The sequence below is a fragment of the Modicisalibacter radicis genome, from assembly GCF_900961225.1.
In the GTDB taxonomy this organism is placed as follows: domain Bacteria; phylum Pseudomonadota; class Gammaproteobacteria; order Pseudomonadales; family Halomonadaceae; genus Modicisalibacter.
Genome location: NZ_CAAHFN010000098.1, coordinates 201,532 through 216,377 on the forward strand (window position 1 = coordinate 201,532; position 14,846 = coordinate 216,377).

General features: G+C 61.3%; 15 protein-coding genes. 3 read left to right on the forward strand and 12 right to left on the reverse strand.

Annotation, left to right across the window (positions count from 1 at the left end; all coding sequences use genetic code 11):
* Positions 1–130: 130 nt before the first annotated feature.
* Positions 131–1,390 carry an NADH:flavin oxidoreductase/NADH oxidase family protein gene (locus tag HR9077_RS18070; protein ID WP_136068685.1) on the reverse strand — a complete coding sequence of 420 codons (1,260 nt, stop codon included), beginning with the start codon at positions 1,388–1,390 and terminating at the stop codon, positions 131–133.
* 210 nt (positions 1,391–1,600) lie between these two features.
* On the opposite strand from HR9077_RS18070, the gene HR9077_RS18075 reads away from it, so the two are divergent.
* Complete coding sequence (locus HR9077_RS18075; RefSeq protein WP_244613345.1) at positions 1,601–1,735, forward strand: HepT-like ribonuclease domain-containing protein; 135 nt, start codon at positions 1,601–1,603, stop codon at positions 1,733–1,735.
* 72 nt (positions 1,736–1,807) lie between these two features.
* On the opposite strand, the gene HR9077_RS18080 is transcribed toward HR9077_RS18075, so the two are convergent.
* The 11 genes from HR9077_RS18080 to HR9077_RS18130 all read right to left on the reverse strand — a co-directional run bounded on the left by HR9077_RS18080 (position 1,808) and on the right by HR9077_RS18130 (position 13,482).
* Positions 1,808–2,761 carry a siderophore-interacting protein gene (locus HR9077_RS18080; RefSeq protein ID WP_136068687.1) on the reverse strand — a complete coding sequence of 318 codons (954 nt, stop codon included), beginning with the start codon at positions 2,759–2,761 and terminating at the stop codon, positions 1,808–1,810.
* A gap of 105 nt (positions 2,762–2,866) precedes the next feature.
* On the reverse strand, positions 2,867–3,757 hold the full coding sequence (locus tag HR9077_RS18085) for an SDR family NAD(P)-dependent oxidoreductase (protein ID WP_136068688.1): 891 nt from the start codon (positions 3,755–3,757) through the stop codon (positions 2,867–2,869).
* A gap of 35 nt (positions 3,758–3,792) precedes the next feature.
* Complete coding sequence (locus tag HR9077_RS18090; protein WP_136068689.1) at positions 3,793–4,626, reverse strand: prefoldin domain-containing protein; 834 nt, start codon at positions 4,624–4,626, stop codon at positions 3,793–3,795.
* 107 nt (positions 4,627–4,733) lie between these two features.
* Complete coding sequence (locus HR9077_RS18095) at positions 4,734–6,161, reverse strand: FAD-binding oxidoreductase (RefSeq protein WP_136068690.1); 1,428 nt, start codon at positions 6,159–6,161, stop codon at positions 4,734–4,736.
* A 24-nt stretch (positions 6,162–6,185) separates the two neighbouring features.
* Positions 6,186–7,079, reverse strand: a complete 894-nt coding sequence (locus HR9077_RS18100; RefSeq protein ID WP_136068691.1) for an NAD(P)-dependent oxidoreductase — start codon at positions 7,077–7,079, stop codon at positions 6,186–6,188.
* 68 nt (positions 7,080–7,147) lie between these two features.
* Entirely contained in the window at positions 7,148–8,056 is a 909-nt protein-coding gene (locus HR9077_RS18105) for an NAD(P)-dependent oxidoreductase (protein ID WP_136068692.1), read from the reverse strand.
* A gap of 39 nt (positions 8,057–8,095) precedes the next feature.
* Complete coding sequence (locus tag HR9077_RS18110) at positions 8,096–9,604, reverse strand: tripartite tricarboxylate transporter permease (protein WP_136068693.1); 1,509 nt, start codon at positions 9,602–9,604, stop codon at positions 8,096–8,098.
* Between the two features lie 3 nt (positions 9,605–9,607).
* A complete protein-coding gene (locus tag HR9077_RS18115; protein WP_168380993.1) occupies positions 9,608–10,099 on the reverse strand; it encodes a tripartite tricarboxylate transporter TctB family protein in 492 nt (163 codons plus the stop codon).
* Between the two features lie 33 nt (positions 10,100–10,132).
* Positions 10,133–11,137 (reverse strand): tripartite tricarboxylate transporter substrate binding protein, encoded by a 1,005-nt coding sequence (locus HR9077_RS18120; RefSeq protein ID WP_136068695.1) that lies wholly within the window; start codon positions 11,135–11,137, stop codon positions 10,133–10,135.
* A 108-nt stretch (positions 11,138–11,245) separates the two neighbouring features.
* On the reverse strand, positions 11,246–12,418 hold the full coding sequence (locus HR9077_RS18125) for an L-rhamnonate dehydratase (RefSeq protein ID WP_136068696.1): 1,173 nt from the start codon (positions 12,416–12,418) through the stop codon (positions 11,246–11,248).
* A gap of 29 nt (positions 12,419–12,447) precedes the next feature.
* A complete protein-coding gene (locus HR9077_RS18130) occupies positions 12,448–13,482 on the reverse strand; it encodes a 4-hydroxythreonine-4-phosphate dehydrogenase PdxA (RefSeq protein ID WP_136068697.1) in 1,035 nt (344 codons plus the stop codon).
* A 222-nt stretch (positions 13,483–13,704) separates the two neighbouring features.
* Between HR9077_RS18130 and HR9077_RS18135 the strand changes: the two genes are divergently transcribed.
* Both HR9077_RS18135 and HR9077_RS18140 read left to right on the forward strand, forming a co-directional pair.
* A complete protein-coding gene (locus tag HR9077_RS18135; protein WP_136068698.1) occupies positions 13,705–14,463 on the forward strand; it encodes a FadR/GntR family transcriptional regulator in 759 nt (252 codons plus the stop codon).
* A 153-nt stretch (positions 14,464–14,616) separates the two neighbouring features.
* Positions 14,617–14,846, forward strand: a 230-nt coding sequence (locus HR9077_RS18140) for an NAD-dependent epimerase/dehydratase family protein (RefSeq protein ID WP_136068699.1), incomplete at its 3' end; no start/stop codon positions are given.

Below are 14,846 nucleotides of genomic sequence, written 5' to 3' on the forward strand. Positions count from 1 at the left end.
GTGATCCATTTCCATTCCGGCATTTCCGTCATCCATGGCGGTCAGATGGCGAAAGTAGCGTCCGGGGAAGGGGTTACAGCGCCCTTGCGAAAACCTGCCCCGGCTGCAGCACTCGGTTGTGAAATGCGTTCTAAGTCCCTGAGAAACGGCGGAGCCAGATTTCCGCGCGCTCCTTGTCGCGTGCCTCATAGGTCGCAAAAGCGTCTGCCAGGTCGCCTGTTGCCGCCAGATCGCGATCTTCACCGATCTCGGTCAGCCGCATCGTGTACCATGCGGTCATGCCGCCCTCTGGAGCTTCGGTGAATCTTGGAAAGGCCGGCTCGGCCATTTGTCGCGCTTGCCAGAGTTTGGGCAGTGACGGCTCTAGGGCAAGCGCCCGAGCCATGCCAACGAGGTCGATCGCTCCGCTGGCCACAGCCTCCTCAGCCTGGCTCAGTGTCTTGAACCCGCCTGTCGCCATCAAGGGTTTTGTCGTCACCGCGCGGGCGCGCTTGGTGAAATCGACGAAGTAAGGTCCCTTGCCGCCGCGGTCAGAAGCGGACCGGGTGCCTGGAAAGTACGTTCCACCACTGATATCGATCAGGTCGAGTTCAGTCTCGTCCAACGCGGCGATCACCGACAATGCGCCTTCGGCGTCGAGCCCACCTTCCAACTGGTCTGAAGAATTGAGCTTCAAGCCAACGGGGAAATCCGGCCCGACGGCCGCGCGCACCGCCTCCACGACCTCGAGCAAAAGCCGCATCCGCCCGGCGATGGAACCGCCATAGTCATCGGTGCGCCGGTTGAACAGAGGTGATAGGAACTGGCTAATCAGGAACCCATGCGCCGCATGAAGTTCGACCCCATCGAAACCCGCGTCCCGAGCCAGCCGCGCCGTTCGCGCGAACTCGAAGGGCAATGTCGCTATCTCGTCCCGCGACAGCTCAGCGCAGATCAAGCCGGGCAGGTTGAGTGCGCTTGGCCCTTTGGGTGCGCTGGTCGGCGGGTAGGCCAAGGCACCGGCGTGACCAAGCTGGAGCCATAGCTGGGCACCCTGTGTGGCGCCGGCACGAGCAAGCGCCCTGAACCGTTCCAGATCGGCGTTGTCGTCGAGTACGAGGTTTCCCGGCTTCTCGGCATATTTGCCGCTGCCCTGAACTTCTCCGACAATCGCTAGGGCCACGCCGCCCTCGGCCCACCGCTGATACAATCTGATCTGTGCTTGTGTAGGATGTCCGGTCCCATCGCCCAGGGAGTCAGACATTGCCGCCTTCACAAGGCGATTCCGCAATACGATGCCGCAAGGCAGCAGCAGTGGCTCGAATAAAACACTGTGGCGGTTGCCACTCTTGGTGTGGCGCAAAAACAGTTTCCTCTTTATGGGCTTTCTCTGCCCTTTCTGCCCCAGCATGTCAGGTCTTTCCAGTAGATCGCAATAGGCGCGAGCGAGATCAGACCGGTGTATTATTGGCCAACGTGTATCGGGACTTCCCCAAATTTCAATCGCGCGCCCAAGAACTCCCGTCCTCCTGCAAGTTGGCAACCGAGCCATCCTTCAGCCATGCCATCCTGGGAAAATTCACGGTGGGTTGGTGTGGTCTCCGAAAGCGGTGCGGGGCGCATGATCATCGCGACACGCAACCGGCTGACCCATGCCTGCCTGGGCATCGACGACGCTACCGTCTGGAGCATCATCCGAGACGACATCCCCAAGCTCCTTGCGTCGCTGACAGCCTTGAAACAGCGGCATGACTAGCCACCGAAAGGCTTCGATAGCATCGCTGAGATAGTTGCTCCTCGCGGATCACGTAGCCATAGTGGCAGCGTTCTAACCCAGTACCTTGCCCTTGCACCAGTAGCCCATGCTGGTGATGTAGCGCTTGGGCAGCCCGCACTCGTTGACCAGATAGCGACGAACGCTCCGCGCCACCTTGGTTTCCGCGGCAATCCAGGCGTAGAAGGGGGCGCTGTCGTCGACGGTCGCGGCTTCCCAGAACAGGCCTTCGCCCCGCGTCTCTTCGTCGGTGTCGGCACTGGCGGGCTGGCCGCCCAGGGCACGGATTTCCCGAGCAAGGTCGAGTTCGCGTACCGCGTTCAGCAGCCGCTCGCCGTGGGTGCAGCCGGGGGCGGCATCGCGCGGCAGCCAGCGTACCTGGGCGCCGGGCGCCAATGCCTGCTCATCGCCGCCCTTCGGCACCTCGACCAGCGCTTCCACCCGCGGGCGGTCGGAACGCGCGGCGAGTTCTTCCAGGATCCCGGCGGCCGCCGGCAGGGCGGTCTCGTCGGCGACGATGAGGACCCGGCGCACGCTCCGCGGCGGCTTCCACTCGAAACCCACCGCGGCGGCGTCCGTGCCGGCTGCCGGGGCGGTCATCGCCAGGCGGTCGCCGGGGCGGGCCTGCATCGCCCAGCGCGAGGCGGGGCCGTTGTCGCCGTGGAGCACGAACTCGACGTCGACCTCGGCGCGGGCCGGGCGCAGTTCGCGGATGGTGTAGGTACGCATCGGCGGACGCTGGGCATCGGGCAGGGCGCGGAAAGCACCATACCAGTCGTGCTCGTGCAGTTTGGCGATCTCGAACAGCGCGTCGAGCCCGCCTTGGGCGCTGGCTTCGCTGCCGGCATCAGGGCTGGGGAAGAACAGCTTGATGCGCTGATCCGGTGCATGGGTGGCCATCTGGCCGACCTCCGGCCCGGTGAAGGTGAACCTGACCAGCGAGGGGCTGACCGAGGTACGCCGGGAGAGGGTGATATCGAAGATTCGGTAGCTTTGCTGTGCGGCCATGGCGTGTTCCCCCCGTTGCGATCGGGAGAGGTTATCACCCTTGATAACCATTCTCAATTGGGTTGGCGCTCTTGTCTTCGCTCGACAGGCGTATCCTTCTCTGGGTCAATCCCGGTCGCCAAAACTGACCCTTACGATATCGCGGGGCTCGATCCCCAGCCGCGCGAAGGTCGTCGCATCCCGACCGACGATGTTGTCGCTTTCCATCAGGATGACCTGATCGCGGGTCAGGGGCGGTTCGGGCAGCACCGCGAGCGGCGCGGTCAGGGCGCGCCATAGCGAGAAGGGCACCGGCAGCAGTTGGTGGTGTTGACCGTGGCGTTGCTGGGCGGCCCGTACCAGCTCTCGATAGCGATGGACACCAGCGCCGCCCAGTTCGATCACTTCGCCGGTGATGTCCCGCGCAAGGACCCGCGCCACGGCCTCGGCGACATCGTTGACGTGGACCGGTTGCAGCCGCGTCGCGCCGTGACCGAACAGCGGCACGAGCGGCAACCGGGCGAGCATGGCGAGGCTGCTCGCAAACGCATCATCGGGTCCGAACAGCACGCTGGGGCGTAGCGCCACGGCGCCGGGGTGGGTTTCGCGCACGGCTCGCTCGCCTCGGGCCCGGGCGCGCACATAGGCAGAATCCGAGGCCTCGTCGACGCCGATGCCGGAGATATGCACCAGCCCCGTGCGCTTCTCGGCAGCCAGCCGGGCAAGCCGGGTGGCGGCTTCGACGTGGATGGTGGTGAAGCCGAGCCCCCGGCGCTCGACATAGAGGCTGACGGCATTGACCGCGGCATCGGCGCCTTCCAGCGCCGCGGCGAGCGAGGCATCGTCGCGGACGTCGGTCCGCCGGAAGACCACCTTGCCGCTGGCTTCGGGGACGGCGACGTCGCGTGCGTGGCGGGCGGCGACGATCACCTCGATTCCCGCCCGGGCGAGGCGCATGACGATGCGCCGTCCGAGAAAACCGGTGCCGCCGAAGACGGTGACGCGATTGGCTGGCATGCGTGTTCCTCCTTGAAGGCCTTATCGACTCCTGCTTATTCGCGTGGCGGCAGCCGGCGGCGCTCGAACCGACCGCCGAGGCGCGCCTGACCGAACAGCCGCCCGCCCAGGCGGTAGAGCAGGTACAGGAAGCCCAGCGGGAAAAGGATCGTCTGGGTGATGAAGATCATGGTCAGGTCGACGACCTTGTCGGTGATCGCGTCGAAGCCGTCGACCACGCTTGCAACCGGGTCGCCGACCAGATGGCTCAGGCTGCCCTTGAGCTTCTCCCACCAGTTCTGCGCTTGTTCCTGGTTGGAGATCTGATCGTCGGCGATCTCGGATAGTCTTTCCTCGGTGGTTTCCAGCTGACTCATGGTGGCCTGGCGCGGCTCGTCGAGAAACGCCTCGCTGGCCAGGCCGCTGGCCAGCGCCACCAGCAGCACCGCGAAGCGCAGGAATATCCCGGCCAGCGCCAGCTTGAGCGCGGCGCTCTGCCCGACACGCGCGCGTAGCGCCACCAGCGCCGCGGCCAGCACGCAGGCTCCGCTGACCAGCGTCTTGATGACGGTACTGGCCGAGATGCCCAGCAGCAGTTTCTGCAGCGCCAGCGAGCCGGTGGCGGCGAACATGACCCACGAGAAGCGTTCGATCATGTCGTTGGCCGGGTCGAGCGCCTCGCCGACCGAGATCTGGAATACCTGCAGGTCGACGGTCGAGGATTGCAGCACCGAGATGGTGGCATTGAGCCCCCGGGCGATGGCGAAGGCGGCGAAGGCGTCGCCCAGCGAATCGTCGAGGGTGGCCAGCGCCCAGAGCTGGGGCGCCTCGAGCCAGGCGAGGGCGGCCAGCAGCAGCAGGCTGCCGGCCAGCCAGTAAGAACGTGTCATCGCGAATTGCCTATGGGAAGCGGTCTGGCGCATTCTCCCTCAGGCCGGCGGTGGCTGCCAGATGCCCCGGATCGCGAGGCATGCGATGCCTGGCTGAGCGGAGCCGATCATCGCCGGCGCGGCAGAATTCGCCCGGCAGCCATCAGGTCGTCGGGGTCGAAGAGCTTTTTGAGTCCGTCGAGCAGTTCACGTTCGAGATCGTCGAGGCCGGCCAGGAAGGGACGTTGCTTGACGCGTCCTATGCCATGCTCGGCGCTGATGCTGCCTTCATGAGCATCGACGAGGTCGAACAGGATTGCTTCCAGTTCATGCAGCAAGGCTTGCTTGGCACCATGCTCGAGCGTCGCGGGCGGCAGGAGGTTGAAATGCAGATTACCGTCGCCGATATGCCCGTAGGCGATCACCTGCGTTTCGGGGGAGCGTTCCGTCATGGCTTGGCAGGCGCCTTCGAAGAACGCCGTCAACGCTGAAATGGGCAGCGAGATATCGGTACGTAAATGTTCGCCACGCATTTGCTGGCCCTCCAGCATGCTTTCGCGGATCTGCCACAGCTGGGCGGCTTGTGCCTCGCTGCTGGCGAGTACGCCATCCCGCACGTGGCCCTGGTCCGCGCCGGCCTCGAAGAGGTGTTCGATCATGGTGTCTAGATCCACGGGACCGCTGGCGGAAACTTCCATCAAGACATAGACGGGGTGGGCTTCATCCAACGGGTCGGGGAGCGCGGGCGTCGCCTCGAACGCCAGTTCCATGCATACGCGGGGAATCAACTCGAACGCCGAAAGCAAATCGCAGCAACTCCGCCGGGCCTGGCTGTACAGCTTCAATGCGGCGGCGATGTCGGGTACGGCGATCAGCGCGGTGCGTCTTGTTTGCGGGCGAGGAGCGAGCTTGAGTACCGCTCCCGTGACGATGCCCAGTGTCCCTTCGGCACCGATGAACAGCTGCTTGAGCTCGTAGCCGCGATTGTCCTTGTGCAATGCATGCATGCCGTTCCAGAGGCGACCATTAGGGAGTACCACCTCGAGGCCCAGGACCAGCTGGCGCATCATGCCGTAGCGCAGCACGTTGAGACCGCCGGCGTTGGTGGAGACGTTGCCGCCAATCTGACAGCTCCCCTGGGCGCCGAGGGCGAGGGGGAAGTAGCAGTCCGCTTGCTCGGCGGCGTCCTTGACGGTCTGCAGGAGACAGCCGCTGTCCACGCTCATGCTGAAGTTGATGGGGTCGAGATGGCGGATCCTGTTCAGACGTTCGAGGCTGATCACGAGTTCGCGGCGTTCGGCATCGGGCTGCGCACCGCCAACCAGTCCCGAGTGACCGCCCTGGGCCACCATGGGTATCCCATGATGATGGCAGTAGCCGACGACCGTCGCCACCTCCTCGGCAGTGCGCGGTCGGGCAACGAGCAACGGCTCGCCGCGCTGGTCGCCGGCCCAGTCGATGGTATAGCGGGGAAAGTCCGCGGGGTCGTCGATGACCCCGTCGGCACCGAGCCGTTTGGTCAGGAAGGCGATCAGTTCGGCCTGGCTAGTGTCCATCAGTGTTTCCTTCATCGCGTGCGGTCAGTCCAGTGGCAGCCGGTTGCGCCGTTTGAGTTCGCGGATCAGGGCGCTGTGGTCCAATGCTCCGTCGCCGTGCTCGATCAGGTCGTGGAAGAGCCCGTCGACCAGTCGGCTGACCGGTAGCTCGAGCGCGAGACGCTCCATCTGCCGAAGGGCGGTCTGGGTGTCCTTGTACTGCCATCGGGCCGGACCGCCGGGCGCATGGTCGTGCTCGAGCATGCGACGCCCGTGGATCCGCAGGATCGTCGAGTCGGCGAAGCCGCCCTGAAGCGCTTCCAGGACGCGCTCGAGGTCGGCGCCGCCGCGCTCCGCCAGCAACAGTGCCTCGGCGATCGCGGCGATGCCGTTGGCGACGATCAGCTGGTTGGCGAGCTTGGTCAACTGACCGCTTCCCGCCGGGCCGACGTGTACGGCCCGGCCCAGCACGTCGAAGAGCGTCCGGGCGCGCTCGAATGCGGCTGCCTCGCCGCCGACCATGATCGCCAGACTGCCGTCGACGGCGCCTTTCTCGCCGCCGGAGACCGGCGCGTCCAGATAGTTGATCCCGAGTTGCCGTGCCGCCTCGGCCTGACGTTCGGCAGTGTCGACTGGGATCGAGCTCATCACGATCAGCGTGCTGTCGGCACACATCATCGACAGCACCCCATCGTCGCCGAACAGGAGGGCATCGCACGCTGGGCCGTCGCTGAGCATGACGATCACCGTTTCGGCCTGTTCGACCGCCGCGCCGGGGGTGTCGGCGATATCGACGGGGACCTCGTCGCCAAGCCGTGCGACCTTGTCGTGGCTGCGGTTCCAGACCGTGACGCGGTGAAAGGCAGCGGTCAGCCGCCTGGCGATCGGTGCACCCATGATGCCGGTTCCGAGCACGGCAATCGTCGTTTCGTCGGACATGTCGGTCTCTTGTTCTAAATCAGTGAAATGCGACTTGCGGGCCATCGACACTCATGCACCGCGGTTCTTTACGAAGCGCGCAGGTCGACATCGTTGAGCTCGGCGATGACCTCCGCGATCATGGGAACGTAATCCTCGCCGTGGTCGCTGTTGACGGCCAGGGCATAGGTGTTCTTCACCGCGTTCGATAGCGGATTGAGCATGCCGGCCCGGTCGGCCATGGTATCCAAGTATTGCATGTCCTTGCAGGCGTTTTGCAGCGTGAAGGGGTGCGCGTCGCGATCGCCTTCGAGCACGTACTGCATGTAGGTACGGTAGAAGCCGCAGTCGGTCCGCCCGCCGCGGATGATCGAATCGAAGCGCGACACATCGATGCCGACCCTGGCGGCCAGAGCCAGCGCCTCGGCATAGAGGGCGCCGTAACCCAGCGACAGGAAGTTGTTGAGCAGCTTCATCTTGTGGCCGTCACCCAGGTCCCCGGCGTGGATGATCTGCTCGGCCCAGGTCTCCAGCCAGGGCGTCAGGCGTTCGAGTGTTGCCGCCTCGCCGCCGACCAGGGTTCGCAGCTTGCCTTCCCAGGCATGCCGTGCAGTGCGACTCAGCGGCGCGTCGACCAGGGTGACCCCGTGCTCCGCCAGCCGTGGCGCCAAGGCCAGGGTCGAGTCGGGGTCCGAGGTCGAGGCGTCAACGATGATCGTTCCGGCACGCAGCCCTGCGATCAGCCCGTCGGGGCCTTCCATGAGCCGCTCGACCTCGGGCGAGCCCGGCAGGCACAGGCAGACGATATCGGAGGCGCCCGCCAGTTCACGGACTGTCGTCATCTCCCGGGCGCCGCGCGAGACCAGGTCGTCGATCGGCGTGCGGTTGCGATGTGCGACGATCGTCAGCGGGAAGCCCTTCTCGACGGTGTTCTTGCCGATGCCGTGGCCCATCAGGCCGGTACCTATGAGGCCTACTCGGGGGGAATGCTCGTTCATGTCGCCTGTCTCGTGTTGTCTTTCGTGTCACTCGGCAGGTCATTTCGAGAAGGAATCCTGCCCCTTGTGTCCCAGTCGGACGAAGAGCCTGACCAAACGCGGGCCGTAGAGGATCAGAGCCGCCAGGGCGAAAAGCACCATGGCGATTGGGCGATTCAGGAAGATCGCCAGATCGCCGCCTCCCATAGAAGAAGTCTGGATTAACGTTTTTTCGAACATTCCACCGAGGACGATCCCTAGTATTAGAGGGGCGGTGGGATACTCATAGCGCTTCATGAAATAGCCAATGATTCCGAAAGCCAACGTTAGCCAGACCCCCCACATGCGATTTTCGATGGCGTAAGCGCCGATGAATGATAGAAACAAAATGCAAGGATAAATCAATGCATAACGGAAGCGCAGGAGCGAAGCAAATACAGGAACGAGAGGCAAGTTGAGCAGTAATAGTATTACGCTCCCAATGAAGAATGAGCACATTAGTCCCCAGACCAAGTCAGGCTCGTTGGTAAAAAGCAAGGGGCCGGGCTGAATGCCGAAGACAATGAAAGCGCCAAGCAAAACCGCTGTTGTTCCCGAACCGGGAATACCCAAGGTGAGGGTGGGTACGAAGGCACCATTGACTGCTGCGCTATTTGCAGCCTCCGGCGCGGCAACCCCTTCTATGGCCCCTTTGCCGAATTCGTCCTTGTGCTTTGAGAAATGACGCGCCAGATCGTAGCCCAGGAAAGAGGCGAGCGTGGCACCAGCGCCCGGTAGTACCCCGATAAAAAACCCAAGGAGACCACTGCCCAATATGGTAGTCCGACACCTCCGCCAATCCTCCCGCTTCAGTATCATATCGCGAAAGCGCGTACGTATTGGTTCAACTTTACCACTGCGCACTTGATGCAGTACTTCAGCTACCGCGAATAGGCCAATAACTACCGGCAAGAATCCAATACCTCCAAATAGATTGATAAAACCAAAGGTAAAGCGCGCGCTACCACTTTGCGGATCGAGGCCAATGGTAGTGATTGCCACGCCTAGACTGGCCATGGCCAGTCCCTTTGTGCGTGATGTTCCACTAAAACCAACGATGCTGGTGAAGCCGAGAACGATCAGTGCACAAATTTCGGGTGGTCCGAAATGAAGCGCCAGGGAAGCGAAGAACGGGGCTAATGCCATGAGGAGAATCAAGCTGATGATGCCCGAAACGAAGCTTGAGACCGCGCCTATGGCCAAGGCTGGCCCGGCCCGACCTTGTCGAGCCATGGGGTAACCGTCGATGGCGGTAACTACGCTGGCCGAATCACCTGGCGTGGCAATCAGGACCGAGGTGATCGTCGCACCATACTGCGCGCCATAGTAAATACCAGCGAGCATGATGAGAGCAGTGATAGGGCTCAAATTGAGAGTCAAGGGTAACAGCAAGGCGACGCCGGTAGCCGAGCCTAGCCCGGGTAGCAGGCCAATGACCGTGCCGAGCAATACTCCGATGAAACAATAGAGCAGATTTATGGGAGTCAGCGCGGTACCAAATCCCGTTATCAGGTGCGCAAAAAAGTCCATGACTCAGCCTCCAATCAGTGGGGCAATGATGCCGAGGGGCAAACGAATCCCCATGAGTTGGTAAAAGATAAGCCAGGCAAGAAGCCCTATACTTAGACTGATGACTAAGCTGAACCAAAAGTGTTCGCGCTCCACTACGGCCAAGATCGCGAATACAAGAATTGAAAAGGTCAGGAGGAATCCTAGGATAGGCGACAAGATGACTGCTATAAGCAACAATCCAAAGATCAATGCTACGGATTTCGTAGTGTTGTGGCGCGCTTGTTTGTCAGTTTCTGTCTCGGGTCCGGTGTCCTCTCCTGTTGGATTTGTCGTGACGTGGACGCGAGACTTCCAGGTCTCCCAGCCGATCATGGCACCGAAAGCGACCAATAGAAGGCCGGCTATAAAAGGGACGAAGCCCGGACTTATCCGGGCTTCTTCTCCCAGGACACAGTAATCGATCGAGAGGGTGGAAAACGCCGCTCCTATTGCGACGAGGATCAACGCTCCCACGTAGTCTCCTCTCGGTTTCATGGCAATTACCTCTCAGTCCGTATCTTTGAGGAGTGGAGAAATAGTATTATGTTGTTTTGCAAGAAATTCGGCGAATTCATCACCGGTCCGTATCTTCGGAGTCAGGTAGTTGTTGTCGATGTAGGTCTTGTAACTTTCGGTTTTAGACCATGCCTTGATTGCATTCTCCCAGTATGTTTTTTGTGCCTCGCTGAGCCCAGGTGCAGCAATTATCCCACGGAACTGCAGGGTGGGAGTGACGTCGACATCGATTCCTGCTTCGGCAATGGTCGGTATATCTGCTAAAGGAGATTTTTGGAATCGCGTTTCCTTGAAAATGGTCAAGGCACGGACTTTACTGGCCTTGATGAGTTCGATTGCCTCTCCAGGGTTGGCGCCAGCAGCGGCAACGTCACCGCCAAGTAAGGCGGCGTTATTTGCCGAACCAGATTCGAAGACCACACGGTTGAATGAAACATCCTGGTCCTTTTCGATCAGTTTGAAGGCTAAAGAGGCCGGGCTACCCTTGCCAGAGATGGCTATATTGACCTGGCTCTCCTTCGCTGCATCGACCAGGTCACTAATGGATTTATACGGGGATTCATTGGCGACGATTATCATCGTATGATCCTCGGCGACTTCAGCAATTGGCGTCAGCTTTTCCCAACTGTATGGGACATCGTTCATGAGGGGCAAGATGATAGCCGCCCCTGTCTCCGACGCGAGAAGGTAGTGGGGGTTGTCTTGGCGCTGCAGAAGCGTCGAATAACCTACGGCGCCTGAACCACCGACGATGTTCTGGACGGAAATGTCGATATTGTTTCTGACTTCCTCCATGCCCGATGTTGCCGCGCGGCCGAAAGTATCACTTCCGCCACCGGGTTTGAACGGCACCACCATCGAGACTTGCTGCGACGGAGACCATGAGGATTCTTGGGCATGGGCGGAATTTGCTAATGTTACGGAGCCCAAGGCGCAGGCCATCGCTATGGCACTGCCGGTCTTTAGGAAACTTTTGCGATTTTTTGTGGTGGTCATTGCAATTCTCCTAATGTTTTTGTGAGCTACTAGATTTGTTGTTCTTGACGTAAGGCGTTGCTTGTCTCCTCTATTAATTAGAGAGTGAGTGTTGCCGTCGAGAAGGGGTTACTCGACGATGTGAAACTGGTCGAAGATCGTTTCATTAAGCGTGATCCCGAGTCCTGGAATATCGTCGCTCAAGTCGAGATGCCCATCGATGGGTTTGGGGTCGCCATCGAATAGGTAATAGAAGAGTTCGTTGCCGATCTCGACGTCATGCACCGGAAAGAACTCCGACATCGGTGAGGCGAGCGATGCCATCGTCAGGTGATAATTGTGCATTTGTCCCGCATGGGGGATCACAGGAATCTCGAAGGCCTCGGCCATGGCGTTGATCTTGCGCGCCACGCTGATGCCACCGACTCGGTTGGTATCGTACTGAATCACTGAAATGGCCTTCTTCTCCAGCAATTGGCGAAAGCCGTGCACGGTGAACTCGTGCTCGCCGCCGGAAATCGGCATCGGTGCGATACGGTTGAGCTCGGCATAACCGTCGATATCGTCGGCGATCACCGGCTCTTCCAGCCAGCGCAGCGAGAAGGGTTCCAGTTTCGGCAGCATGCGTCGGGCGTAGTCGAGATTCCATCCCATGTAGCAATCGGCCATCAGGTCGATGTCCTCGCCGATCACTTCGCGCACCGCGGCCACGCTCTTGATGTTATCGCGCATGCCACCGGGCCCATCCCTGGGCCCGTAACCGAAACGCATCTTCATCGCCGTGAAGCCCTGGTCGAGATAGGCTTGCGCTTCGCGCTGCATCGTCTTGCGATCGGTGTGGTAGAGCTTGGAGGCGTAGCACGGGATCTTCTCCTTGGTCCGTCCGCCCAGTAGCTTGAACACCGGCTTGCCGAGCGCCTTGCCCATGACGTCCCAGATAGCGATGTCGACCCCCGAGATCGCCGCCATGCCGATGCCGCGCCGCCCCCAGGCCAGTATCGCGCGATACATGCGCTGCCACAGGTACTCGTAGTCGAACGGGTCCTGGCCGATGATCAGGGGGGCGAGGTGCTGGTCGATGATCGTCTTGGCGACACGTGGCGCCAGGGCCACGTTGCCGAGCCCGACTATGCCCTCGTCCGTTTCGACCTCGACCACCGTCCAGCCATGGAACCGGAAACTGCCCATCGCATCGCCGCGGTCCCACAGGGCATCCATGGCATTGGTACAGAAGTGTGGCTGTGGCGGCACCGTGTCGCCCTTCCACTCGAAGACACGGGCCCTGATCTGCGTGATTCTCATAATCTTGTCCATATAGCGTTGCGAGACGATCAGCGGGAGAACCGGGTGCTGGCCGCCATCTGGCAAGCTAGTTTGAAGGCGTTATGGGTCGGGCGGAGATTGGCTTTTCCTGAACTGGCAATGTCATAGGCCGTGCCGTGTGCTGGCGTGGTAATGGGAATCGGTAGGCCGCCGTGAACCGTGACCCCTTCATGAAAACCGAGAAGTTTTATGGCGATCTGCCCTTGATCGTGAAACATAGTGACCACGGCGTCGTATTCCCCGTCACGTACTTTAAGAAATAATGTGTCAGCGGGATGAGGGCCGGAAACCGTTAGCCCCTCGGCTTGTGCTTTTTCCACTGCGGGGGCGATGGTGTCAATTTCCTCGCGACCGCAGGTGCCACTCTCGCCACCATGTGGATTGAACGCCGCGACGGCGATGCGTGGATCGACAACTCCGGCCAAACGTAGTGACTTGTCGGTGAGGCGTGTTGCTTTCAGGATACGTTCACGCGTGACGTAGGAAGGCGCGTCCTTCAATGGAATATGTGATGAGATACGTGAGGTCCAAATACTGCCGAATGTATTGAACTCGCAGGTATATTCATCGACACCCAGATAATCAGCGAAGAATCCCAGTTCATCCTCGTAGTTCATGCCCCCGAGCTTCATGGCGTACTTGTTCAGCGGGCCGAAGCAAATCCCATCGATATCGCCCCGCACGGCGGCGTCCAGACATTGGGTCAGGGCCTGGCGAGCGGACCGTCCGCCTGCAGCGTTAGCTTCGCCGTAGCGGGTCTCCTCGCGGGAGATGCTATCGATGGGCATCAATACGGGCGTCGAGTGTCCTCGTGCCTCGGCGAAGCTTTCGACTGCAGGCAAGTCGAGCCGGGTACCGGCGACGCGCTGACCCTCTTCCCAGAGCCAGGGGTCGGCAACCAGCACCGTGTGTCCGCTCTCCTGGGTAGCGGGCTCCGCCAGAAGCTTGGCGATCAGCTCCGGACCGATTCCTCCGGGGTCGCCGAGGACGAGGCCGATGAGCGGGCAGTCGCCGGATCGGGAGGTGTCGCGCAGGGGGGGCATGGCTGTCGTATCCTTTCGTGACGACGCCATTAAAGGGCGTCTGTGTTATTGTTTCTGGTCTTCTGGTTGTATCACCAGTCCAGTTAACGTCAAGACTAGTTGTTGAAATGGAGGCGTCAAGGCGGAAATGTGCCATATTTTGTTAGACTTAGGTGGTAACAAGGTTGTGAAAGACTCACGAGTGGACTAAATAATAGACCAGTAGTTGAGGGGGCAGGTACGATGGACAATCCAGCCTTTGCGTTCGAAAAGACGCTGAGAAACAAGACCAAGAAGGAGCTGCTGGCCGACAAGCTGGTCGAAATGATCCGCAATCGCCTGCTTCAGGATGGCGATGAGTTGCCCAGCGAGCGCGAGATGGCGCAACTGTTCGGCGTGAGTCGCGAGACCATCCGCGGTGCGGTGGCCCAACTGGCGGCGCTGGGGGTAGTCAGCGTGTCGCATGGCAGCAAGACGCGAGTCCGAGCCGACGAGCAGGTACTTCGCCATTATCATCTTATGCAGGATGGGGGGCCGGAGACCGATGCCCGGACACCGCGCTATGAAATCGACAGCGTCTACGAGAGCCGGCTGGTGATCGAGGCGGCGATCGCCCGGCGGGCGGCCTTGAAGATCGATGCGTACGGTGTCGCCCAGCTCGAGAAGATGCTCGAGACCCAATCCGAGTGCGATCAGACCAACCCGATTCCCTTCCAGATGTCGGACAAGGCGTTTCACAAGCTGATCTCGGAGTACGCCTGCAACGCCATCTTGCTCAAGTATGCCGAGGAGCTTTACAGCTTCGACCTTTATATCCGACGCAGCGTATTGCTCGAGCCCGGCGCGGTCGAGCGCAGTTACCGCGAGCACGTGTACATCGTCGAGGCCTTGCGACGAGGCGACCCGGATGCTGCCGAACGCGCCATGCTCGCGCATCTCGACAGTGTCTACCGCACGACCAAGGAGAAAATGGCCGCCGTCCCCGATCTGGGGCAGGCGTGAGCAGGAGCGCAGGACAATGCGCCACCGGGTTGCGCGCGCCCTGGACGACCGCGTCATCGAGCAGATGCTGTTCAACCTGCCGTCGGGCCGGCGGCCTACGGGCTGCAGGTCCGGCCTGCATGGCATTTAACCAACGACGATTGAGGATGGACGATGCACGTATTGATCACCGGCGCGGCCGGCTTTCTCGGCCAGCGCCTGGCGAAGACGCTGCTCGAACGCGGCGAGGTCGACGGCAGGGCCGTGACGCGCCTGTCGCTCGTCGACCGGGTCGCTCCGGCGCCGCCGTCTCACGACACGATCCGGCTCGATTGCCGGGCCATGGACATCACCCGCCCCGGTGCGCTGGACAGCCTGCTCGGCGAACGCCCCGAGGTCATCTA

What these genes read in the sequence shown, in the direction of transcription:
- HR9077_RS18080 (WP_136068687.1), bottom strand. Translation starts at nt 2,761, where the DNA reads ATGGCCGCACAGCAAAGCTACCGAATCTTCGATATCACCCTCTCCCGG.
- HR9077_RS18125 (WP_136068696.1), bottom strand. Translation starts at nt 12,418, where the DNA reads ATGAGAATCACGCAGATCAGGGCCCGTGTCTTCGAGTGGAAGGGCGAC.
- HR9077_RS18135 (WP_136068698.1), top strand. Translation starts at nt 13,705, where the DNA reads ATGGACAATCCAGCCTTTGCGTTCGAAAAGACGCTGAGAAACAAGACC.
- HR9077_RS18100 (WP_136068691.1), bottom strand. Translation starts at nt 7,079, where the DNA reads ATGTCCGACGAAACGACGATTGCCGTGCTCGGAACCGGCATCATGGGT.
- HR9077_RS18090 (WP_136068689.1), bottom strand. Translation starts at nt 4,626, where the DNA reads ATGACACGTTCTTACTGGCTGGCCGGCAGCCTGCTGCTGCTGGCCGCC.
- HR9077_RS18105 (WP_136068692.1), bottom strand. Translation starts at nt 8,056, where the DNA reads ATGAACGAGCATTCCCCCCGAGTAGGCCTCATAGGTACCGGCCTGATG.
- HR9077_RS18085 (WP_136068688.1), bottom strand. Translation starts at nt 3,757, where the DNA reads ATGCCAGCCAATCGCGTCACCGTCTTCGGCGGCACCGGTTTTCTCGGA.
- HR9077_RS18095 (WP_136068690.1), bottom strand. Translation starts at nt 6,161, where the DNA reads ATGGACACTAGCCAGGCCGAACTGATCGCCTTCCTGACCAAACGGCTC.
- HR9077_RS18120 (WP_136068695.1), bottom strand. Translation starts at nt 11,137, where the DNA reads ATGACCACCACAAAAAATCGCAAAAGTTTCCTAAAGACCGGCAGTGCC.
- HR9077_RS18075 (WP_244613345.1), top strand. Translation starts at nt 1,601, where the DNA reads ATGATCATCGCGACACGCAACCGGCTGACCCATGCCTGCCTGGGCATC.
- HR9077_RS18130 (WP_136068697.1), bottom strand. Translation starts at nt 13,482, where the DNA reads ATGCCCCCCCTGCGCGACACCTCCCGATCCGGCGACTGCCCGCTCATC.
- HR9077_RS18070 (WP_136068685.1), bottom strand. Translation starts at nt 1,390, where the DNA reads ATGCTGGGGCAGAAAGGGCAGAGAAAGCCCATAAAGAGGAAACTGTTT.
- HR9077_RS18110 (WP_136068693.1), bottom strand. Translation starts at nt 9,604, where the DNA reads ATGGACTTTTTTGCGCACCTGATAACGGGATTTGGTACCGCGCTGACT.